Source organism: Desulfogranum marinum, assembly GCF_016918565.1.
GTDB classification, from domain to species: Bacteria; Desulfobacterota; Desulfobulbia; order Desulfobulbales; family Desulfobulbaceae; genus Desulfogranum; species Desulfogranum marinum.
In genome coordinates this window covers 1-22,120 of record NZ_JAFFQD010000010.1, presented here as the reverse complement: position 1 = coordinate 22,120, position 22,120 = coordinate 1, and the positions used below count along the sequence as shown (strand labels likewise).

17 protein-coding genes and 3 riboswitches are annotated in these 22,120 nt (G+C 47.2%); of the genes, 12 read left to right on the top strand and 5 right to left on the bottom strand.

The window, feature by feature from the left end; genetic code table 11:
* The first annotated feature begins 40 nt into the window (after positions 1-40).
* Positions 41-1,078 (top strand): T6SS phospholipase effector Tle1-like catalytic domain-containing protein, encoded by a 1,038-nt coding sequence (locus JWH17_RS07525; RefSeq protein WP_205221983.1) that lies wholly within the window; start codon positions 41-43, stop codon positions 1,076-1,078.
* A 112-nt stretch (positions 1,079-1,190) separates the two neighbouring features.
* The gene (locus JWH17_RS07520; RefSeq protein ID WP_205221982.1) at positions 1,191-1,388 is read left to right on the top strand and encodes a transposase; all 198 of its coding nucleotides are present in this window, start codon (positions 1,191-1,193) and stop codon (positions 1,386-1,388) included.
* Positions 1,389-1,631: 243 nt separating this feature from the next.
* Here the strand turns inward: JWH17_RS07520 and JWH17_RS07515 are convergent, their stop codons facing one another.
* On the bottom strand, positions 1,632-2,021 hold the full coding sequence (locus tag JWH17_RS07515; protein ID WP_205221981.1) for a YbaN family protein: 390 nt from the start codon (positions 2,019-2,021) through the stop codon (positions 1,632-1,634).
* A gap of 496 nt (positions 2,022-2,517) precedes the next feature.
* On the opposite strand from JWH17_RS07515, the gene JWH17_RS07510 reads away from it, so the two are divergent.
* The 9 genes from JWH17_RS07510 to JWH17_RS07470 all read left to right on the top strand — a co-directional run bounded on the left by JWH17_RS07510 (position 2,518) and on the right by JWH17_RS07470 (position 14,332).
* Complete coding sequence (locus JWH17_RS07510) at positions 2,518-3,477, top strand: alpha/beta hydrolase (protein ID WP_205221980.1); 960 nt, start codon at positions 2,518-2,520, stop codon at positions 3,475-3,477.
* Positions 3,478-3,670: 193 nt separating this feature from the next.
* Entirely contained in the window at positions 3,671-4,591 is a 921-nt protein-coding gene (locus JWH17_RS07505; RefSeq protein ID WP_205222064.1) for a DUF362 domain-containing protein, read from the top strand.
* 2 nt (positions 4,592-4,593) lie between these two features.
* Positions 4,594-6,195 carry a 4Fe-4S binding protein gene (locus JWH17_RS07500; RefSeq protein WP_205221979.1) on the top strand — a complete coding sequence of 534 codons (1,602 nt, stop codon included), beginning with the start codon at positions 4,594-4,596 and terminating at the stop codon, positions 6,193-6,195.
* A gap of 779 nt (positions 6,196-6,974) precedes the next feature.
* A complete protein-coding gene (locus tag JWH17_RS07495; RefSeq protein WP_205221978.1) occupies positions 6,975-7,391 on the top strand; it encodes a secondary thiamine-phosphate synthase enzyme YjbQ in 417 nt (138 codons plus the stop codon).
* 261 nt (positions 7,392-7,652) lie between these two features.
* Positions 7,653-8,012, top strand: coding sequence for a hypothetical protein (locus tag JWH17_RS07490; protein ID WP_205221977.1), 360 nt, complete (start codon positions 7,653-7,655; stop codon positions 8,010-8,012).
* Positions 8,013-8,749: 737 nt separating this feature from the next.
* Entirely contained in the window at positions 8,750-10,609 is a 1,860-nt protein-coding gene (locus tag JWH17_RS07485) for an ATP-binding response regulator (RefSeq protein WP_205221976.1), read from the top strand.
* Complete coding sequence (locus JWH17_RS07480; protein ID WP_205221975.1) at positions 10,599-11,678, top strand: HD domain-containing phosphohydrolase; 1,080 nt, start codon at positions 10,599-10,601, stop codon at positions 11,676-11,678. Before JWH17_RS07485 ends, JWH17_RS07480 begins: the two co-directional genes overlap by 11 nt.
* A gap of 175 nt (positions 11,679-11,853) precedes the next feature.
* Positions 11,854-12,003: riboswitch (FMN riboswitch) on the top strand.
* A 102-nt stretch (positions 12,004-12,105) separates the two neighbouring features.
* Entirely contained in the window at positions 12,106-12,765 is a 660-nt protein-coding gene (gene ribB / locus JWH17_RS07475; RefSeq protein ID WP_205221974.1) for a 3,4-dihydroxy-2-butanone-4-phosphate synthase, read from the top strand.
* Positions 12,766-12,928: 163 nt separating this feature from the next.
* The gene (locus tag JWH17_RS07470; protein WP_205221973.1) at positions 12,929-14,332 is read left to right on the top strand and encodes an MFS transporter; all 1,404 of its coding nucleotides are present in this window, start codon (positions 12,929-12,931) and stop codon (positions 14,330-14,332) included.
* A 141-nt stretch (positions 14,333-14,473) separates the two neighbouring features.
* Here the strand turns inward: JWH17_RS07470 and JWH17_RS07465 are convergent, their stop codons facing one another.
* From JWH17_RS07465 to JWH17_RS07450, 4 genes are all read right to left on the bottom strand, one after another.
* Positions 14,474-14,677 carry a hypothetical protein gene (locus JWH17_RS07465; protein WP_205221972.1) on the bottom strand — a complete coding sequence of 68 codons (204 nt, stop codon included), beginning with the start codon at positions 14,675-14,677 and terminating at the stop codon, positions 14,474-14,476.
* 47 nt (positions 14,678-14,724) lie between these two features.
* Positions 14,725-15,888, bottom strand: a complete 1,164-nt coding sequence (meaB, locus tag JWH17_RS07460) for a methylmalonyl Co-A mutase-associated GTPase MeaB (RefSeq protein WP_205221971.1) — start codon at positions 15,886-15,888, stop codon at positions 14,725-14,727.
* Positions 15,889-15,974: 86 nt separating this feature from the next.
* A complete protein-coding gene (gene scpA, locus JWH17_RS07455; protein ID WP_205221970.1) occupies positions 15,975-18,152 on the bottom strand; it encodes a methylmalonyl-CoA mutase in 2,178 nt (725 codons plus the stop codon).
* Positions 18,149-20,287, bottom strand: coding sequence for a methylmalonyl-CoA mutase family protein (locus JWH17_RS07450; RefSeq protein WP_205221969.1), 2,139 nt, complete (start codon positions 20,285-20,287; stop codon positions 18,149-18,151). The genes scpA and JWH17_RS07450 overlap by 4 nt, the downstream gene beginning before the upstream one ends.
* A gap of 171 nt (positions 20,288-20,458) precedes the next feature.
* A riboswitch (cobalamin riboswitch) is annotated at positions 20,459-20,650 on the bottom strand.
* Between the two features lie 211 nt (positions 20,651-20,861).
* A riboswitch (cobalamin riboswitch) is annotated at positions 20,862-21,065 on the top strand.
* A 41-nt stretch (positions 21,066-21,106) separates the two neighbouring features.
* Here JWH17_RS07450 and nrdD point away from each other — a divergent pair.
* A partial coding sequence (gene nrdD / locus JWH17_RS07445; RefSeq protein ID WP_269755827.1) for an anaerobic ribonucleoside-triphosphate reductase occupies positions 21,107-22,120 on the top strand: 1,014 nt, incomplete at its 3' end.

Here is a 22,120-nt window from a genome sequence, read left to right as displayed (position 1 = left end):
GCACGACTAAACACAAACCCGTGGGCAAAGGGGGGAGACCATGGCAAATATAGTTATCTGTGCAGATGGAACCTGGAATCGGCCGGAAGAAGACATCGAAAAAGATTTCCCGACTAATGTGTTGAAATTATCTCGATCCATTAAACCTGCCGCAAATGGTATTAAACAGCATGTCTTTTACGATTGGGGGTTAGGCTCTTATCACAGTAATGTGAGTGCTGGTGCGACTGGTCGTGGAATTCACAAAAACATAACGGATGGATACCGCTATATCGTTCAGAACTATGCGCCCGATGACAAGATATTCCTTTTTGGCTTCAGCCGCGGCGCATATACAGTAAGGGCCTTGAGCGGCCTTGTTAATAATTGTGGTATTTTAAAGCGCTCTGATGCTCAGCTTATTGCCGAAGCCTTTAAGATCTATAAGAGCCCACTGAAGAAAAATCGACCAAACGAAGTTGCTGCTAGGCAGTTCAGAGAGACGCATAGCCACCCCTCGCGCAATGTCCATTTTGTAGGTGTTTGGGATACTGTTGGCGCTTTAGGTATTCCTTTCAGTTTGATGGGATTATTTGAGAGCCATGATGAGTTTTATGATACAAAAATGGGGGCAAACGTAGCAATTGCCCGCCACGCTATGGCAATTGATGAGCAGCGTGAGGATTTTGAGCCCACAATCTGGCATCCCAGGCCCGGAGTCGATCTAAAACAAATTTGGTTTGCAGGAGTGCATGCTGACGTTGGAGGGTCATACCCACCTGACAAGAAAACAGGAATCCGGGCATCTGACACTCCTCTTGAGTGGATGCTGGACGAAGCGGAGGTCGCCGGTTTGTTTGTTGAACAACATCTTAAGGCCTCTATAACTGATGGTGGTCTTGGAAAGTTACACAAGTCCCGCAAGCATGTTTACCGACTCAAATCTCCCCTGCATCGACCTTTGGTTGTCAAAGGTAAACCTATCAAAATCCACCCAAGCGTGAAAAGTCGGTACGAGGCAGACTCCGGCTACCGACCGCCAAATTTAAAAGCTTTGGTAGAAAATTACGGTTGGAAGAACTTAGATGTGGGCGTATGACTCTACCCCGAACTGGATTTGTTCAGCATGGCTCGAAATGTTGACAATCTTAATGGGTTAACAGATAAGCCCAGACTTCGATACATCAGTAAAGATCTGGGCTTGTTGCATTATGCCGAAACATGTTCACCTGATTACTGTCCCTCACACCAAAGGTGGGCTTGCCCGAGCCGTTGGTGCAGTCCATAGCCGTTATACTCGACGGATCAATTGCCGGGAAAAATGGAGAGGTCACCTGTGGCAGGAAAAATTTGCCTCTTTTCCCATAGATGAGCAACACCTGTTGGCCACAGCCGATATGTCGAAATGAATCCTGTTGGCGCACGGTTAGTGGAAAATCCAGAAGATTACCGCTGGAGCAGCATCCATACGCATCTTGTTGGAAAGGATGACGAGCTGACAAAGGTAGCGCCCTTACTTGAACTGATTTCCGACTGGCACAAAAACATGACTCAGCCGCAGTGTTTTTCTTGCGGTGACTGGGTTTAACGTTACAGCGCCACATCCAAGTTCTACATATCTTGGCACTGCCTCTATTTGCCCCGCTTCCTGCTCATTGTTTATTAGATTCTCTCTGCAACCCTAGTAGGTACAACGTCACCAGGCCCCCTATAACAAGCAAAAGTGTACCCACCCAAATATTACTCACCAGGCAGATGCTTATCAAAAGGCCTAGCCACAGGGTGACAAGGGCACTGCGAAGTGCGGGAATAGTTATTGATCGGTTTTCAATATAATTCTGAATGGTTTCGCCAAACACAGGGTGGTCAAGCAGCCATTGTCTGATCTTTGGCGAAGAGTTATAGCTCAACAGTGTTGCCAAAATCAAAAAAGGCGTTGTTGGTAAGAGTGGGAGAAAGGCTCCTATGACTCCGAGACCAATGCAGATGCAAGCACCGATTTTCAATACAACTCGCATAAGCGGTTCTGAGACAGCTTTCATAATTTAGTTCCAATGGTACATCGTGCTTTTATACGTCATGGTCAGCTTTTCTGTATAAGGTGAAATTTAATACAGCGCTAAATATCTTCAAGCAAACATTCTGCCTCGAGACTCTCCTGAATACCTTTTTTATCTGACAAATACCTTTGTAGTCTTCTCCGGGCGAATGCTCTGGTGCCAAATCTTATGGGGCAAGGAAGTTTTTCATTGTGGATGAGCTTTGTTTCATGGGTGGTTGTTTGCTTTATGCGCAATTTGCCTTTGCAATACTTGAGTCGGAGGAGAAAAGCGATTGATTCATCGGTTTTCTTTTTGCCTGCTAAAATGTTATTCTGAAGGAAACGATACCGGCTGGCCTGACCTTTGGTGAACATTGTGCAAATTTGCACATTCATGTGGTTACGTTCAATGCATTGAGATTGTTGACGATTGAACATATTGACATACTGCTCATAAGCAATCAGGGTTACTATCCACTCAAAGGGAGAGAGAATCGATGTACCTGCTACTGGGGGGTGGGATACTCCTGCTCTTGATTATCCTTTTACTTGCTGGACCGCGGGTAGAAGTGGATACCACCTTGCATCCGCTGACATTGCCAGAAGATCTTGATGCCTATCTGGCAGAGAAGGAGGCCGCCTATGATGACCTGGTTCCGGGAACCGAAAAGATCATCCGTTGGGCAGACGAACCGGGCCGGAAAACTCCTTTCTCCATCGTGTATTTACACGGCTTTTCAGCGACCCGCCAGGAGTCGGCTCCGCTTGCGGATAAGGTGGCGGAGGCCATGGGGGCCAATCTGTTTTATACCCGGTTTACTGGGCATGGCCGCACAGGTGAGGCTATGCTTGAGTGCAGCGTAAATGCTTATATAAACGACATTTCCGAGGCAATGGCTATCGGCCGCCGGATCGGCGACCGAGTTATAGTTATCGGTCTTTCCACCGGAGCGACGGCCGCAACCTGGCTGGCCGTGCAACCGATGGGAAAACAGGTTGCTGCCTTTATTTTGATCTCACCCAATTACGCCTTGGCCGATAAGCGTTCGCTGTTGCTGAGCTGGCCATGGGGAGGGCTTATCGGTGAGTTGGTCAATGGCCCTGAATATAGCTGGAAACCACAAAATCCGCTCCACAGCAAGTACTGGACTTACCGTTTCCCAACCAGGGCCTTGTTGCCTATGATACAGTTTGTTCGCCTAATCCGTTCGCTCCCCCTGGAAACTATCAGCCAGCCGTGGTTGACCATCTATTCCCCCTTTGACCGGGTGATCGATCCCAAAGCAATACCGGCAACCTTTAACCGAATCGGATCAGCCGATAAGCTCCTCGTCCCCATTAGCGATACTGAAGCACCGGAACGACATGTTCTGGCTGGCGATATCCTTGCACCTAACTGTACTGCCACAATCGAGACAATTATTCTCGATTTTCTCTCTGTCTGCGCAAGCACTTAACGAACCTGTTTGTGCATATTAGGGGCAATTCTTTAGCCAATAATAAAAAAAGGTCTTAAATTCTACCTGGAACTGTTCAACATTGTTCCAGGTGCGCACCAGACAATAACAGAGTAAATGATGAAGAAACGAGATGATGCGTCGCAGAGCAAGTAAAGTGCATGCCAAGACCAACAACTCGAGAGAGGTTATTATGGATCGACGATATTTTTTAAAGAATGTGATCGGCAGTTCGCTAGTGGTCGGATCTTCATTGGCATTTGGGGACTATTCGAGAGTCCTTGCCGCGATCGGCAATCCACTGGCTCCATATGATCTGGTGGCTGTCAAGGGAGGCGAACCGGAACAGATGTTTGACAAGGCGATGGCATCGTTTGGTGGGATGCAAACGTTTGTGCCCAAAGGCAGTAAGGTATTGGTCAAACCAAACATTGGCTGGGATTTGACACCTGATAGAGCTGGCAATACACATCCAAAACTTGTTGGTCGCATCATCGAACATTGCCTGCAAGCGGGAGCCAAACAAGTATCGGTATTCGATCATACCTGTGATGCCTGGTCTCAGTGTTACAAAAACAGCGGTGTTGAGAGAGCCGTAAAGGATGCCGGCGGGAAAATTGTTCCTGGTAATAATGAAGGGTACTATCATAAGGTCAGGGTACCTCATGGAAAACGTCTCACTGAAACCAAGGTACATGAGTTGGTACTGGATGCAGATATAATCATCAATGCTCCGGTACTGAAGCACCACAGCTCCTCAATGGTTACTATCGGCATGAAGAATCTCATGGGGGTCGTGTGGGATCGATGGTACTATCACAGGAACGACCTGCACCAGTGCATTGCTGATTTTGTCTCTTACAGAAAGCCGAATCTTACGGTGGTGGACGCTTATAACGTGGTGAAGCAGAATGGGCCCCGTGGTGTCTCTGTGGGGGATGTCGTTTCTATGAAATCATTGATTGTCTCTCCTGATCCGGTTGCGGCCGATGCGGCAGCGGCGATGATATTCGGTGCCAAACCGACAGATATTCGTCACATTCAGCTGGCAGCGGATATGCATCTTGGCAAGATCAACTTGAAAGAGCTTTCGATCGACCGCATCAAGATCTGATTATGTACTTGCATCAGTTAAAAAGAGTACGTGTTGCTGTATCGGTGCTCTTTTTTATCCTTACCGTACTGTTGTTTTTTGATTTCAGGAACACCTTCGCCCCTGTTGCCGGCAGTACTCTTCTTTATCTGCAATTTGTACCTTCTTTGCAGAAATTCATCCATTCTACTACTCTCGGAGCAATTGGATTTCTTCTCGTTCTTTTTCTGACAATGGCAGCCGGACGTGTTTATTGCTCAACCATCTGTCCGCTCGGAACCCTGCAGGATATGATTGGTTTTGTTGTGCGGAAGAGGCGGAAACATGCTCTTTTTAGCTATCGCAAACCTGGCAATGCTTTGCGGTATTCGGTACTTTTGCTCACCGCTCTTTTGCTGTTGGCAGGCAGCAATATTTTACTGAACTTTTTAGATCCCTTCAGTGGGTTTGGCCGGATGATGACCAATATCATGCGTCCGATTGCTCTTGGTGTGAACAATGTCGGCGCCATGGCGCTGGAACAGTATGATATTTATTTTCTGGCTCGTGGCCATTGGGCAGCCATGGCACCTTTCTCCACCGGGGTTGCCGTGGCAATGCTGTTGCTGGTTCTTTGGCTTTCAGCTACACGTGGTCGGTTGTATTGCAACAGTGTTTGTCCGGTTGGTGCGCTTCTGGGGTTTGTTGCCGGATTTTCTTTCTTACGAATCAAGATTGTGCAAGAATCCTGTATCGGGTGCAAGCGATGTGAAACAGTGTGCAAGGCCGGTTGTATTGATCTTGCCGCAAAGACAGTCGATATGAGCCGTTGTGTGAGCTGTTACAACTGTCTGGCCGTTTGCGCAAACGGTGCAATGCAATATTCAAGGCGGAGGACCTGGGGGAGGGGGGCTGCCCAAAACGCCCTGAAGCCGGATCGGGAACGACGGTTATTGCTCTTGCATTCAGGGGTATACCTTTTGGGAATAGCCGGATTGGCAGAAGCTGGAACCACTGCCAAAACAGTGAAGACAATTATCCAAAGTAAACCGACCGTTATTCCGGTGATAAGGACAAGTCCAGTCTCCTTGCCGGGCTCAGCCAGCGTCGCCCACTTTACGGCCACATGCACAGCTTGTCATCTATGCGTGAGTGCCTGTCCAACTCAGGTGTTGCTTCCCTCTGTCCTGGAATATGGCCTGTCCGGAGTAATGTTGCCGCGGATGAACTATCGCACGGGTCACTGCAATTATGAGTGTACGGTCTGTACGAATGTATGCCCAACCGGTGCTCTACTTCCGCTTGAGGTGGCGGAGAAAAAAATAACGCAGATCGGTGTAGCTACATTTATCAGGGAAAATTGCGTGGTCTATACCGACAATACTGCCTGCGGTGCATGTTCCGAACATTGTCCGACCAAAGCAGTCAAGATGGTGCCGTACGAAAATCCACTCAATAGGCTGCTCGTCATTCCGGAAGTTACAGCAGACTATTGCATCGGCTGCGGAGGGTGTGAACACGCATGCCCGACCAAGCCATATAAAGCGATCTTTGTTGACGGCAACCCTGTGCATAAAACTGCAAAGAAACCTCTTGTCAGCAAGGTCGAGTTACAGGTTGAGAGCGATGCTGATTTTCCATTCTAATTTTACCGGATTTGCGACATGATTGTTGACGAAAACAGGTTTTCAGACACTTACGGAACTCTTTATGGGGTCTGTTTATGAAATAAAACAAGGTCCTTGGTCATCGTTGTGTTCAGCAGTGCGACCGGAGGGGCGGCCTCTATTTGAGTAACGTGCATAAACGGATGTTGAAAATATTAAAAAAGCAAAGTGATCGTTGACCGTTACCCTGTTTTCGTCCGCGATTTGTTGAGTACGGTTGTGGCGTCACTAAATTATCACATTAATAGTGTAGGTGGTTTGCAAACTATTGTTTTCGTCAAACTATGGTCCCTGGTAAACAGCTGAAAAGCAGAAATTATTGGATTTGAAATTATTACTTAGCCTGGATTTCTCATCAGTTCAGGCAGCGCCAGTTTCAAAGTTTTTGGCAATGAATCATAGTAGCCTATATTCATTGCCAAAATACTGAAGAAAATGGTGCTGGATGGACTGACCTTTGGTGAACATTGTGAAAAACTTTCAACTTCATCTTAGTTTGTATAACATATAAAGATTGTTTGTAATTTGACAGGTTGACACAATGTTCATGAGAAATTCGGGTTAGAGGCAGCGGCCCAACTCTCCACGACCTGTCCCCCCAGCATACCAATGTATCGAAGTCGGGGCCTCTCTGCTAATCGGACAGTTTGTGAACATTTGCAGCACTGCTGAACACTTACCGTTCGAGGTAGATTGACAGTTTTTAGATCTTCGCTGAATTGTTACTATTTTTTGTAAATTTTAAGAGAGGTACATGTATGAAAAGCTATAGGAGGGAGCTCTGGTTTGAAGTTCCATCGCGCAGAGGTTTTATCAATATTACCCCCCAGGTTGAAGAGTGTCTCCGTGAAAGTGGAGTGCAGGAAGGGCTTGTTCTTGTGAATGCGATGCACATAACAGCATCAGTGTTTATCAATGATGATGAGAGTGGCTTACATCATGACTACGAAGTATGGCTGGAAAAGTTAGCGCCTCACGAACCGGTTAACCAGTATCGCCATAACGGCTATGAAGACAATGCCGACGCGCACATGAAGCGGCAGATCATGGGCCGTGAAGTGGTGGTTGCCATCACAGACGGACAGCTTGATTTCGGCACATGGGAGCAGATTTTTTATGGCGAATTTGATGGTTGCCGGAAGAAGAGGGTGTTGGTGAAAATTATCGGCGAGTGATTTCCAAAGTGGCGTTACAATGCCAGTGAGTAGCAACTTTGTTTATTGATTTAGCTGCTCGATGTCAAATATGTTCAAGACATGTTCAGTTGTTTTTTTAACTCTGTTCCTGAACAGGAAATTTTCCTTCAAGGGCATTAAATAAACGTAAGCAGGATTTGTACCTTGCTTCCGTATCAACCTTGTAAAAATGAAGCTCAAAACAAAAAACGTAATAGTACGCAGCATTCACTCTAGTCTTCATGTTATGAGAAAAGAAAAATGGCAAGCAAAATAAAACCTGTTGTTTCCTATGATGACTCATTTGCAAAACTTGATGTACGAGTTGGCAGGATTGTTGAGGTCGAACTGGAAACCAGAACGAATAAGCAGACCTATAAGATGGTTGTAGATTTCGGCAAATATGGAAAGCGAGTAAGTTACGGCCGCTTTACCTGTCACCCGGTTGAGGACGTTAAAGACAGACTGGTACTCGGAGTTTTAAATTTTGACCCAAGGCCAATGGGACCTGTCACTTCAGAGGTGTTGGTTTTAGGCGTGCAATATCCAAAAGCAGAAAGCGGTGAGGCCACGTTTGTCTCGCCGGCAGTTAATGCTAAAGTTGGTAGTAAGTTATTCTAATCAAAGAATTTTATGTTATTTGGCAGGTAGGCCGGGCTGCATGGAAAAATAAACCAGTGTTTGTAACTCAGCAACACTCCAACTCTCCACGATCTGCTCGTCCAGCATGCCGATGTATCGAAGTCGGGGCTTATCTGCTTAATCGGTCTGTTCCGAATATTTGGAGCCCTGTAGAGCAGTGACAGTTCAGGGTAGAATGAAAGTTTTTAAATATTCGCTGAATGGTTACCTCAAACCCACTGCAGAGAGCAGTGACCCCCTTTCTGTATATTTTTTTATGCTTGTCCTCAATTACGCGCGGTATGCGTAACCAGCGAGTGTCAGCTGTTATTCAGAGATGATTTATTCTATCGCTTCGTTCTGTAAATCCTCATACAAGTGTCTACAAAAGAACATCTTTTTGAATTAACATTTGGTAATCAAGCACTACTTGCTCTAGTATACAACTTAGGAGAGTAATGTAGTATCTATGGGAAGCCATTCGGATGATGTTCTTTTTTCCCACTTAGGCGTCATTTTTTGAAAATCAATGCTCCCTGCTGAGCATGGACTCTGTTGCCAGCCATCCGGCTCTGCTTGATTTACTATAAATGGTTTGAGATAAAAGCTTAGTATCCGACAGCCTCCCAACAAGTCAAAAAGAAAGTTTACTGTTGCAATAAGTGAAAGCACGTCTTCTTTGTGGGGCATTGCTGGTATATTGTTCATCCGCACATTTTTTTTTAATAACCCATCACATGCAAAAGAAAACCCTTACAGTTATGGATCACCGATTAAATGACAACACACCTGCCATAGTACTGGAGGCGTTGGACAATGTTCCTTTGGATATCTGGTGGATTGATGAAAAGTACTGTGTTGCCAAGGCAAATAAAACAGCCCTTATTAATGCAAGAAATATTGATGTTGCTCTCTTGGGCGTTCCTGCTTACGAGCTGGACCCTTCTTTTTCTGCAGAAATTATTGCCGACTTTTTTGCAGGTAAAGAGAAACAAAAAAAATATCTCAGAACCCGTACCTATGCGGACGGCACTGTGGAATGTAACGAGGAGTTGCTGTTGCTGCAGGAAACCGAACACGGTCGTTTTGTGATTCGTTACGGAAAAGATATTCTTCAAGGTGAGGGAAAGACATACAAGGAAAAGGGCGTACCGGTAAATGCGGAGCAGACTCGTAATATTCACCAAGAGTTTATTGCCAATATGAACCACGACATCCGTACCCCCATGAATGCTATCATTGGTTATGCGGAAATGTTAGCAGGGAGTGATCTTCCCCATAGGGAAAAGAGATTTGCCGAAACTATCTTCCGGAGTGGAATGACCTTGGTGACAATCCTCAATGATTTAATGGATCTGTCAAAAATCGAAACGGGCCATTTGAAATTGAAAAAAATACCGGTTCGCATGCCGGATCTTGTCGGCGAGGTAGTTGATCTGTTTCGTGATCAGGCGCAACTTAAAAAATTGGATGTGAGTTATTTCGTTGATAAGGATATTCCATCGGTTGTGTTTATTGATGGTATACGTCTCAAGCAGGTTATACAGAATTTGCTGAGTAATGCGATTAAGTTTACCCGTAAAGGAAGTATTTGCGTAACCATAGAGGGGGAGTGGGATAGCAGCCAAGCAGATATCTATAATTTGCGCATTGTCGTTGCTGATACGGGGATAGGTATCCCTGAAAAAGATTCTGCGATCCTATCCCATATACTCAACCCGACTGGAGAGGAAGCTGTCACCAATTATAATGGTCGAGGATTTGGGTTGGCTTTATGTGGTCGGCTCGTTGCCATGATGGGCGGGGAAATTGTACTTGAAAGCGCCCTCGGAGCGGGCACAACGTTTACGGTTACCCTAACCGATGTTTCCATGGCCGAAACACAGTACCATTTAGCCTCACAGACTACTGAAGCTCCTGAGCCGCTTCCTGCGGCTGTTTCCAGGTTGTTGATTGTTGACGATGAAGAACTGATCAAGGAAGTCTTTACTGATTATTTCAGCGGATCGTCCATGAAGGTCTCAACTGCCTCAACCGGCGATGAGGCAGTTGAGGCTGCAGTTCAGCATAAACCGGCCATTATTTTTATGGATTTGCATCTTAGCGGCAGCAAGGATGGCAAGGCGGTGACCATGGAACTGAAAACCAATCCAGCGACGGAACATATTCCGGTGATTATGATGACAGGAGAGTTAATTGAAGATACTGGTGCTGACCCACTTTTTGATGGCCACTTGCAAAAGCCGTTTCGATTTGAAGAAATAGAAGAAATTATTGCTCAATACAATCTTGGCTCTGCCTCTGGTGATGGTGAGGTGGATTCGGAGTCCTCAATAGCTAATGAGGAGGGCAAGGAGCAGATGTTGCTGATTTCTTCCTTATGGAGTGATGAGTTAGAAGTACAGCTTGAAAAGGCTATCTTTACCGGCAGCCTTTCCACTGCGATCAAACTCGGAGAATTGATAAAGCAGGAAGGTGAATCAAGAGGGCTGGAAACGGTGATTGACTTTGGCGAAGAACTGATACTTTATGCCACTGAGCACGATATTATCGGCGTAGAGAATCTCTTGACACAACTGGTTAAAAATGAACAGTAAAACGAAAAAAAGTAGTCGGCCGCTTATCTTTATCGTGGATGATGTCCCTGAAAATATTCAAATAGCCCTGTCACACTTGCAAGAGCTCGATTGTGAATTTGCCTATGCTACCACTGGAGAACAGGCATTGGAGCGGATAAAAGCGGCTCACCCTCAGCTTATTTTAATGGATGTCATGATGCCTGGCATGAGTGGTTTTGAGGCTGTGGTGGAGTTGAAAAAGGAACGGGTGATTGCAGATATTCCAGTTATTTTCCTTACTGCTCGGGCAGAGTCCGCTGACATTACCCGCGGCCTTGAGCTGGGAGCTGTAGATTATATTGTCAAGCCCTTTAATGGGGCAGAGTTACGTTCACGAGTCCAGAATCATCTTGAATTGTATGCGTATCGGTCTCACCTTGAAGAATTGGTTGAACAGCGAACCCATGAGACAGAACAATTAAAAGATGTCATCATTGAGGCCATGGGTGAGATGGCGGAATATCGTGATCCGGAAACTGGGCGCCATATTCAGCGTACCCGTAAATATGTGGAGCTGGTATCTGTTTCACTGGTTGAAAATGGTCATTTTGTAGATCAGTTGACGTATGAATACATTGACCTGCTGCAGAAGTCCGCTCCTTTACATGATATCGGCAAGGTGGCTATCCGAGATTCGATTCTTCTTAAGCCGGGCAAGCTGACAGCTGAAGAGTTTGACGAGATGAAAAAACACACCCTGTTTGGCGAAGAAGTTATTGCCAACCTGGAGCAGATGGCCGGATATTCCACTTCTTTTTTAAGCTGTGCCAAAGAAATTGCAGGCAGTCACCATGAAAAATATGACGGGTCTGGTTACCCCAGGGGACTGGCAGGAAAAAATATTCCGTTGGCTGGAAGAATAATGGCTATTGCCGATGTATACGACGCGCTTATTTCAAAGCGGGTGTATAAAGATGCTATATCCCATGCCGATGCGTTGCAAATAATGCTTGATGGGAAAGGCAGTCATTTTGATCCTCTGCTTATTGATGCCCTTGTCAAGGTGGAACCGCAGTTCTATAAAGTCGCTCTGGCTTATAGGGACTGATAAGTTACAATGTATAATTTTTTTCAACTTGACTTTGTTTTGCTCTTCTGTACTATGTAACCGCCTTGGGGGCTGTGCAGCAAAGATAGTATGCGATGTAAACACCCCTCAAGTAATTATAATGAGGTGTGCATGGCTCACAGCTGCTTGGTAGAAAGCAGGAGAGTCATGTACTAACTATTCTCAGGGCGGGGTGTAATTCCCCACCGGCGGTGATGCCTGTTTCAGGAAAAGCCCGCGAGCGCCTGCTGCCGAGCAGCAGGGTCAAGCAGATCTGGTGAGATTCCAGAGCCGACGGTTATAGTCCGGAAGGGAGAGAGTAGCCAGGCGGTTTGTTGTGTATTCTGCCTCTGCGGTTGTGTGTCCACGCAATCGTTCCCAGCTCTTCTGTGCCCTGATTCTGGTAAAGGTATAAGGAGAAATTACCATGAATCAGTCTTTGATTGCAAAATTTGGTGACTCGCAACAGCGGGTTGATTCGGCGTTGCAGGCTTTGCGCGCCGGTGGCGGAGTGTTACTCGTTGACGATGAGGATCGGGAAAACGAAGGAGATCTCATCTTTTCGGCTCAGCACTTGAGCAACGAACAGATGGCATTGATGATTCGTGAATGTAGCGGTATTGTGTGTCTCTGTCTGACAGGTGAAAAGGTTGAAGCTTTAGGGTTGCCGCCCATGGTTGAAGACAACAGCAGCAGGTATCAAACGGCTTTTACGGTTTCCATTGAAGCAAGAGACGGGGTTACCACCGGCGTTTCAGCTGCAGATCGGGTAACCACTATCAAGGCAGCCGCAGCACCGACAAGCGTACCAGAGGACTTAAATAACCCTGGGCATGTTTTTCCTTTACGAGCTCGTGAAGGAGGCGTGTTGAGTCGGCGTGGTCATACCGAGGGAACCGTTGACCTGATGCAGCTGGCAGGACTTGCACCGGCTGGAGTACTCTGCGAGTTGACCAATCCAGACGGTACCATGGCCAGAGTACCCGAAATTGTAGCATTTGCAGATAAGCATGACATGATTGTGCTTACAATTGAGGATATTGTGCAGTATAGGGAGACCAATCAGGGAACTGAGAAAAGCAATTAATTAACGCGGCCCAGTTGTAGATAATTTCTTCTGCCTCGTCTCGATAAGGCGGGGCAGGGAATTGATTGCCGGCAAGATGTACCCCCAAAAGGGAAAAAACGATTTGTTGCTCTCTCTGATTCGGTTGTAATGCACATTGATGTGAGAGATATCAGAGGTGAACATGCACGCACGCAACAAAGAAGAGGCCGGCAAAGAACAGGCGAGAATTGAGCGATCCGCGCTGATTGTGGCAACCGTAACGTCATTCATGGGCCCGTTTATGCTCTCGTCTGTCAACATCGCCATGCCTGCGATGGAGAAAGATTTGCAACTCAACGCTGTGCAGCTGAGCTGGATTGCAACCTCATACTTGCTGGCCATGGCGGTCGTGCTTGTGCCGGCCGGGAAACTGGCAGACATTTTCGGCCGTAAAAAACTGTTTGCCCAAGGACTTTTTATTTACACTGTCGGGTCATTGTTAGCAGTTTTTGCTCATGCCTTTTTGGTGCTCATCGTTGCGCGTATTATTCAAGGGGTTGGTTCAGCCCTGTTTGTGACTACGGGTATGGCCATTTTGACATCTATTTTTCCACCTGAAAAACGCGGAAAAGTGATCGGTGTTTATGTTGCTGCGGTGTATATTGGATTGTCTGTGGGGCCCTTTGTGGGTGGTTTGCTTGCCCAACATTTAGGATGGCGGTCCATCTTTTTTGTAATGCTGCCCATGGGGATCGCCTCGCTGTACCTGACTTTGCATCACTTGAAAGGTGAATGGTATGGTGAACCCGGGCAACACTTCGATATTGCAGGCGGTTTGCTGTATGCGGTAGCCATTTTATCGGTAGTATATGGAGTAACCAGAATTCCTTCGGCTCTCGGGTTTGGGCTTTTAGCAGCCGGTGGCGTGCTTTTTTATATTTTTATCCGCCAGCAACTCAAAGCAAAGTTTCCTGTGTTTGAGGTACAGCTTTTTACCACCAACAAGGTATTTGCATTCTCGAGCCTGGCAGCTTTACTCAACTATTCGGCCACCTTTGCGGTAACCTTTCTCCTCAGCTTGTATCTGCAGTATGTACAAGGTTTGTCCCCTCAAGCTGCCGGCACCCTTTTAATGGCTCAGCCGATAGTGATGGCGATTCTTTCTCCTTTTGCGGGAAGACTGTCAGATACAATCGAACCCCGCCTGCTTGCAACTGCCGGGATGTTGGTTACGGTCATCGGCGTCTCTCTTTTGACCATGCTCACTCCCCATACACCCCTGTCTCTCATTGTAGCTGATTTGCTTCTGCTCGGAACAGGTTTTGCCCTGTTCAGTTCTCCCAATATGAGCGCCATCATGGGAGCTGTGGAAAAACGTTACTATGGTCTTGCCTCTGGAGCGGTGGCCACCATGCGTTTGCTGGGACAAATGTTTAGCATGGCTCTGGCCACGGTCGTGCTCTCGATCATTGTTGGGGAGCAGTCGATCACCCCGGAGATCTTTGGTCCCTTTCTTCGCAGTGTCCATATAGTCTATATTTTCTCTGCTGTTTTCTGCCTGTTCGGCGTGTATTTTTCCTGGTTTCGGGGGGAGGTTCGTCCCTAAAAATACTCGCTTGTTCTTTTTCGAGTGGGATATTGGGGTAAAGACGGTTGCTGATCAGCGTGCTTGATGCAACCCCTGCTCTTTGGGGTTGAGTGGACGCTGACCAACAATTTTTTATCTGCGTGCTGATAGCCTTGCAGGCTATTCAATTCTGACTACTGATGTACGGGTTGTTCTTGTGGGGCCTTGAAACTCTACGGTAGCACTTTCATTAAGCTCCATTTTTTTCGGATCCACCACCTGACCTTGGGCTGATACTATTCGGTCTGCAAACATCTCCAAAGATTTAAGAAACAGGTTGCCAACGCTTGACACATAAAACCTTTTGTCTCGATCATCTTTCATTGTCTTCTCCTCTGTCAGTTAATGGTTTTAGAGCATGGTCAAATAAGTTAGAGCCTTGTCTGCTTTCCCTCCTGCATCCGTTTTCCTTCAAAAATAGCTATCAATTTTTGTACCGCTGAAACCGCCGGCAAAACTCCTTCAGCGACATCCTGTTCAATTTTGGAGATCATCTTGATGATCTCCGGATGTCTGCTGAAAAGAGAGCGGAGATGTTCGTCCACCATGTCGTGGACCCACTTGATACTTTGCTGCTTTCGATGTTGTTCAAAAATACCTGATTCTGTGGTGATTTCTTTAAATTTACCAATCACCTTCCAGATGTCCTCGATACCCTGGTCTTTTACTGCAGAGCAGGTAAAGGCATGGGATGTCCACCCCTCGGTCGAAGGTTGCAGGTAATGCATTGCGCGTTCATATTCGTTACGAGCTGTTTCAGCAGGGAGCTTGTTGTCACCGTCTGCCTTGTTGATTACCAGGGCGTCGGCCAGCTCCATGATCCCTTTTTTGATTCCTTGAAGTTCATCGCCGGCACCAGCCAGCATGAGTAGCAGGAAAAAATCGACCATAGACCTGACAGTAATCTCACTTTGGCCGACCCCGACTGTTTCAATAAGGATCACATCATACCCTGCTGCTTCACAAACGAGCATGGTTTCCCTTGTTTTTCTGGCAACACCGCCCAAGGTCCCGCCGGAAGGCGATGGTCTTATAAAGCAACGCTTATCTCTTCCCAATCGCTCCATCCTGGTTTTATCGCCAAGAATACTGCCGCCGGATATGGAACTACTGGGGTCAACGGCCAATACTGCAACCTTATGCCCTCCCTGGATTAAATAATACCCAAGCGATTCGATAAAGGTACTTTTGCCGACACCCGGCACACCTGTGATGCCGACCCGCATTGAGTTTCCAGTGTGGGGCAGGAGTTTTTTCAGAATTTCCTGGGCCTGGTCCGTATGGGCTGGCAGGTTGCTTTCCACCAGTGTGATAGTACGGCCGATTATACCGCGGTCCGCATTAAGTACCCCTTCTGCATACTGGTCTGGAGTCAGTTGCGCCCGTCTATACTTGCTGGTTGGTTTTCCTGCCTGAGTGCCACTGTAAGAACTTATGCCGTCGTGACCTCCTTCGACGCCGTCCATAACCCGGCAGGCAAATCCTTTACCGCCTTCCTGAGGAGCCCATTCCGGTAGTTTATCCTTGTCAGCCATGTCATTATCCTCCCTCATTGGTTAACTGGCTGTACCTTTCAGCGGATAGGAAATCCGCTGAAAGGTACTTGCCAAAGGTATATGCATCAGCCATGTAAGCGAGCTTTCAGCTCTTCCAATACCTTTTGGGCGGCAACCGGAATAACCGTACCTGGGCCAAAGATGGCCGCAGCACCCCTTTCCCTGAGATATTTATAATCAGGAGCAGGGATTACGCCTCCAATGACACACATGATATCAGGACGGCCGAGTTTTTTCAGTTCATCAACCAGAGCGGGTAAAAGGGTTTTGTGACCAGCGGCCAAGGAGCTGAAGCCGACAATATGGGCATCATTTTCAACTGCCTGACGGGCTGCTTCTTCCGGGGTCTGGAACAGAGGGCCGATATCCACATCAAATCCAAGGTCGGCAAAGGCGGTGGAGATAACCTTGGCGCCGCGGTCATGACCGTCCTGGCCCATCTTCGCAACCATAATTCGAGGACGTCGTCCTTCTTCTTGTTCAAACTCTTTGGTCATTTGAATGACTTTTTCTACTTCTTCCTTTTCGCTGAATTTGGATTTGTAGACACCGGATATGGAACGGATGACAGCGGTGTGACGGCCCCATTCCTTCTCCAGCGCATCGGAAATCTCTCCCAATGAAGCTCTGGCTCTGGCAGCTTCTATGGCAAGCGCCAGCAAGTTGCCTTCCCCGGTTTTTGCGCATTGAGTTAACCCGTTCAAAGCGCTTTGACATTTGGTTTCGTCGCGCATTGATTTGAGTTTTGCCAGGCGTTCAAGCTGTGCTTCGCGAACAGCAGTATTGTCTACCTCAAGGGTATCCAATGCTTCTTCTTTATCCAGGCAAAAACTATTGACTCCGATAATTTTTTCTTGTCCCGAATCGATCCCTGCCTGTCGACGAGCTGCAGCTTCCTCAATCCTCATTTTGGGGAGACCGGTTTCAATAGCCTTGGCCATACCGCCGAGACTTTCAATCTCTTGGATAAGAGACCAGCCACGCTGCATGATCGCTCCTGTCAAGGCTTCAAGGTAGTAGGAACCGGCCCAAGGGTCAGCAGGGCGGAGGATATTGGTTTCATCCTGCAGGTAGAGCTGGGTGTTTCTAGCGATACGTGCGGAGAACTCGGTGGGCAGTGCAATGGCCTCATCCAGTGAGTTGGTGTGCATGGACTGGGTGTGGCCAAGGGCTGCAGCCATTCCTTCGATAACGGTTCGGCATACATTGTTGAAGGGGTCGCCTTCGGTCAAACTCCATCCTGAAGTCTGACTGTGTGTCCGCAGTGCAAGGGACTTTACATTCTTGGGATCAAAAGTCTTTATAATTCTTGCCCAAAGAACACGGGCAGCCCGCATTTTGGCAATTTCCATAAAGTAGTTCATGCCTTGGGCCCAGAAAAAGGAGAGCCGTGGAGCAAAGGTGTCGATATCCATACCCGCATTTACACCAGCACGGGCATAGTCCCAGCCATCGGCGAGGGTATAGGCCATTTCAATGTCTGAAGTCGCACCGGCTTCCTCCATATGATACCCTGAAATACTGATACTGTTGTATTTCGGCATGTTTTCGGAAGTGTAGGCAAAGATGTCGGAGATGATCTTCATCGAGTTTGCCGGCGGATAAATATAGGTGTTACGAACCATATATTCCTTGAGAATATCGTTTTGGATGGTTCCGCCTAACTGACTCTGTTTAACCCCCTGTTCCTCTGCAGCGACGATATAAAAGGCCATGATTGGCAGTACTGCGCCGTTCATGGTCATGGAAACCGTCATTTCATCGAGAGGAATACCGGCAAAGAGGATGTTCATGTCCAGGATGGAGTCAACCGCAACCCCAGCCTTACCAACATCACCTACAACCCTTTCATGGTCAGAGTCGTACCCACGGTGGGTAGCAAGGTCAAAGGCAATGGAAAGACCTTTCTGTCCAGCTGCCAAATTACGACGGTAAAAAGCATTACTTTCTTCAGCTGTGGAGAAACCGGCATACTGGCGAACCGTCCATGGTCGCATGACAAACATGGTCGCATATGGTCCGCGAAGGTAAGGGGCAATGCCAGCCATATAGGAAAGATGGTCAAGCCCTTGGTAGTCGTCGCGCCTGTACATAGGTTTGACATCTATTTGTTCCACTGTTTTCCAAACCAGGTCTTCAGCAGACATGCCTGTTTCTTTTTGAATGGCTGCCGCCCATGTGGAATAATCCATGCGCGACTTGGTCGGATCAAAGGCTATATTTGTAAAATTAGGATTGCTCATGCTGTCACCCCCAAATGTTTTTGCACTTTGCCTAAAAGTTCCAGAGCGTTTGAACGTATATGCAGGAATTCATCGACACCGGCCTCTTTGAAGGATTCTATATGATCTTGAGGGTATCCTGCTAAGATGATAAGGGTGCCCGGCTGGGCAGATTTTATCTTGCTCACTAAAGGTTGTACTACCTCAGGGTAGTCAGTATCTGTAGAACAAATAACCACCGCTTTAGCTCCTGAATCCAGAGTTGCTTCGGCTGCTTCATCAACTGAACCAAAACCATCGTTGCCGATTGTTTCAAAGGCTCCGACATTGAAAAATGCTGTGGAGAAATCCGCACGGGCTTTGTGTTGTGGGATAGGGCCCATGTTAGCTAGAAAAAGCTTGGGAGTCGCACCTGTTTGGGCGGTATAGGCTTCTGTTGCACGACGGAGCTGTTCAAACGGTTCAGGACCACGGTGGATATTGAGCGGGGTAACCGTTTCCGTGGTTGTAGTTTCACCACGGAGAGCCTGGAATAGATCTCCAAGGGTTGCACCGGCTGATGCTGCGGCTATGGCCTTTTCAACAGTGTCGGCAGTAACGTTCTTTTTGCTTGCAGCTACTTGTGCCAAGGCTGCGTCACGAGCTGCTTGATCTGCTTGACCTTCATATTGGATAACCTGTTCAACTCGGTCAGCCTGAAATGCAAAAGCATCGAGCTCATCAGTTGATTCAGGCTTTTCCAAGAGGTTAGGGTACATATTTGTACCAACAAAGCGATCTTTCCGGATAGCAATATTTTTGGCACGTTGAGCAGCAATTTCAGCAACTTGCTGCTGAGGAGTTCCTGCGTTCAGGAAGGTAAACATGCCGCCCTGCTTTTCTATTTCCTGGAACTGTTCCCAGGCTTTTTTTGCTATCTCTCCGGTGATAGTTTCGACATACCAGCAACCGCCAGCTGGATCGACCACTTTATCAAAATGACCCTCATCCCTGAGGACGATGTGGACATTTCGTGCAATACGTCTGGAAAATTCGTTGGGTTGTCTGAATATTTCGTCAAAAGGACTGACATGCATGGAATCCACTCCGCCTGCCACTCCGGAAAAAGCCTCGGTGGATACTCGGAGCATGTTAACCCATGGGTCAACATGGGTTTTGTTCCAGGTTGAGGTGCGGGCATGGATTCTCATTTTTCTGGACTCTTCGTTGCCACCGAAAGATTCCACTATTTGGCACCAGACCATTCTTGTTGCACGAAATTTGGCAATCTCCATGAAGAAATCAGCACCAATGGAAAAGGCGAACATGATTCTGGGTGCTATTTCATCGATGGTGAGTCCTCGTTCCTGCATGGCTCGGACGTACTCAACTGCCGTTGCCATAGCATAGGCCACTTCCTGTACAGCATTGCCGCCACTACGCTGATAAGGGTCAACATGAACAGCAATAGTTTGTAACTCGGGAGCATTGGCCAGGCCCCAATGGGTTACTTGTGCCATTTCATCATAGGCTTGGGAAAGTGGAAGAGGTAGCGATCCCTGCACAGCAAGATAACTTAACGGATCAACAGCAATACAGCCTGTGAGCTTTTGTGGATTCGTACCCTGTTTTTTCAGATGTGCTGCCAGCAACGCGGTCATCCCAACTCCTGAAAATCCACAGTGCAGTTGCATCGGTATAGCAGTGAAATCAATGTCCTTGAAAGCCTTTTCAAAATCTGCCATCGTAGCAATAGAAAGCCCACCTTTGCCCACATCTTCAGCAGCAGCCTTGTCTGGATTGATTCCTTTGCAGGTGGCATTGTCAAAGATTACATTGAGTGCATTCTGCCCGCGACCGAGGTCGTTAAGGGCTGCTGCGTTAAATTCTTCAGGGTCTGAGTCGGTAATTTCCTGGGCAATCTCCCAGGGATTGACAACGCTTGCTGATGCAGAGGTCCCACGCACATACGGTAATTGCCCGGGTAAGGTGTTTACAAAATCGAGTTTGTCCAAGTCATGCTGGAAATACATCGGTTGGATATCAATCCCTTCGTAGGTCTTTTTTACCAGTACCTTATCAAATGGTTTACCCTTGAGCTGTTTATCAACCGCCTCTAGCCAGTCCGCATGGGTGTGAGCAGGAAAAGCCTGTAAGATATCTAAAGCCTCACTCATTTCTATCTCCTATTCCATTGTTGGATGGTTCGAAAAAAAAAACAAAAAAAATCCCCCAGCTCTTTTAAAAAGAGCTGGGGGATTGCGCCCAGTTTACTTCATCACCCCAAATAAACTGCTACATGCTTCAACAGTTTACATCATGCAAATACGGTTTCCTCGCCGTTTGCGCTGATAGAAAAGTCAATGGTAGGTCTTCTGGCTTCCGGATCATCCTACTCGCTACGTCTTCCCAACCATAAATGGCCAGTGACATTCTGCAGCTTTCGTCCTCGGTTACAGCGGCGGGACCACAACGGATTTGCACCGTTTTCCCTTTTAAGCCCGATGGTTACATCAAGCACCAATACTTTGTATGTATGCTATGTTTCTTAGATTAAATTTTAAGAGGTGTCAAGTAAGTTCGATTAACTGGAAATAATAGTTGTAATATGATGTGTTGAGGTTGAGTTTAATACAGGGTGATTTTTGAGGCAAACCTACAGGTATTTTATATTATTTTTTTTGTTTCTAAAAGTTATCATGGAAACACAACTGCCAATATTTTGTGTTGACAAATTCGAGTGGCTCTATATAGAGTGCACTTCTACCTGGTGCTTCTCATAGGGAGGAGCGGTAAGAGGGAATCCGGTTTAAATCCGGAACTGTCCCGCAGCGGTGAATGGAAACGACCGCCGTCATTGAGCACTGATTCGTGTAAGGATTGGGAAGCGACGGCCAGTAGGGACGTAGAATGATGTCCATGAGTCCGAAGACCTGCCAGGTTTATTCATGCTTGCCAATCTGGTGCAAGCGGACCTTCGCGGAAAGGAGACAAACATGTATGATGGTTCCCCGGCAGCGGCAGCTGTCTCCCCTGAGCTGTTTTTCCACCATATCCGTAAACGCAACGGTATCGTAACCCCCTTTCAGGCCGAGAAAATTACTGGCGCCATTTTAAAAGCCGCCCAGGCAACTGGCGAATTCGATCAACCGGAAGCACGAAGGTTGACTGTTTGGGTACTGGGACTTGCAAAGGCATTGGTAGAAAACGAAATTCCCGAAGTCGAGTCCATTCAGGATCTGGTGGAAGAGGTCTTGTTAAGTTCTCCTCATAAAAAAACCGCAAAAGCGTATATTTTATATCGGGAGCAGCGTAGCCTGGCCCGTAAGCTGGCAGAAGAGGCAGATGTAAGAATTATTGATCAGTATCTGGAGCGATTAGACTGGAAAATAGAGGAAAACTCGAATATGAGCTATTCTCTTCAGGGGTTGAATCACTATATTTCCAGTGAAATCAGTAAAACATACTGGCTCAATGCCATCTATCCGCCGGAGGTGCGTGCAGCGCATGAAGCAGGCGATCTCCATTTGCATGACCTCAGTCTGTTGTCAACCTACTGTGTAGGATGGGATTTGCAGGACCTGCTGCGTCAGGGATTTTGCGGAGTAAGCGGCAAGGCCGTGTCGATGCCAGCTAGGCATTTTCGTTCAGCGCTTGGACAGGTAGTAAACTTTTTCTATACTCTACAGGGAGAGGCAGCCGGTGCGCAGGCCTTTTCCAGCTTTGATACTCTGTTGGCTCCCTTTGTCCGTTACGATGGCCTTGAGTTCGCTGATGTTAAACAGGCCATTCAGGAGTTCGTTTTTAACTTGAATGTCCCCACCAGGGTCGGTTTTCAAACACCATTTACGAATTTGACCATGGACCTGCAGCCTCCAGCAACCATTGCTGACCAGCCGGTTTTTATCGGCGGAGTGCTTCAGGAGGCAACGTATGGTGATTTCCAGGCGGAAATGACCATGATTAACCAGGCCTTTCTGGAGGTAATGGGGGAGGGGGATGCCCAGGGG

Bases quoted from the DNA above. Each gene is read 5' to 3' on its own strand.
- JWH17_RS07525 (WP_205221983.1), top strand. From the start codon at position 41: ATGGCAAATATAGTTATCTGTGCAGATGGAACCTGGAATCGGCCGGAA.
- JWH17_RS07520 (WP_205221982.1), top strand. From the start codon at position 1,191: ATGCCGAAACATGTTCACCTGATTACTGTCCCTCACACCAAAGGTGGG.
- JWH17_RS07515 (WP_205221981.1), bottom strand. From the start codon at position 2,021: ATGAAAGCTGTCTCAGAACCGCTTATGCGAGTTGTATTGAAAATCGGT.
- JWH17_RS07510 (WP_205221980.1), top strand. From the start codon at position 2,518: ATGTACCTGCTACTGGGGGGTGGGATACTCCTGCTCTTGATTATCCTT.
- JWH17_RS07505 (WP_205222064.1), top strand. From the start codon at position 3,671: ATGGATCGACGATATTTTTTAAAGAATGTGATCGGCAGTTCGCTAGTG.
- JWH17_RS07500 (WP_205221979.1), top strand. From the start codon at position 4,594: ATGTACTTGCATCAGTTAAAAAGAGTACGTGTTGCTGTATCGGTGCTC.
- JWH17_RS07495 (WP_205221978.1), top strand. From the start codon at position 6,975: ATGAAAAGCTATAGGAGGGAGCTCTGGTTTGAAGTTCCATCGCGCAGA.
- JWH17_RS07490 (WP_205221977.1), top strand. From the start codon at position 7,653: ATGGCAAGCAAAATAAAACCTGTTGTTTCCTATGATGACTCATTTGCA.
- JWH17_RS07485 (WP_205221976.1), top strand. From the start codon at position 8,750: ATGCAAAAGAAAACCCTTACAGTTATGGATCACCGATTAAATGACAAC.
- JWH17_RS07480 (WP_205221975.1), top strand. From the start codon at position 10,599: ATGAACAGTAAAACGAAAAAAAGTAGTCGGCCGCTTATCTTTATCGTG.
- ribB (WP_205221974.1), top strand. From the start codon at position 12,106: ATGAATCAGTCTTTGATTGCAAAATTTGGTGACTCGCAACAGCGGGTT.
- JWH17_RS07470 (WP_205221973.1), top strand. From the start codon at position 12,929: ATGCACGCACGCAACAAAGAAGAGGCCGGCAAAGAACAGGCGAGAATT.
- JWH17_RS07465 (WP_205221972.1), bottom strand. From the start codon at position 14,677: ATGAAAGATGATCGAGACAAAAGGTTTTATGTGTCAAGCGTTGGCAAC.
- meaB (WP_205221971.1), bottom strand. From the start codon at position 15,888: ATGGCTGACAAGGATAAACTACCGGAATGGGCTCCTCAGGAAGGCGGT.
- scpA (WP_205221970.1), bottom strand. From the start codon at position 18,152: ATGAGCAATCCTAATTTTACAAATATAGCCTTTGATCCGACCAAGTCG.
- JWH17_RS07450 (WP_205221969.1), bottom strand. From the start codon at position 20,287: ATGAGTGAGGCTTTAGATATCTTACAGGCTTTTCCTGCTCACACCCAT.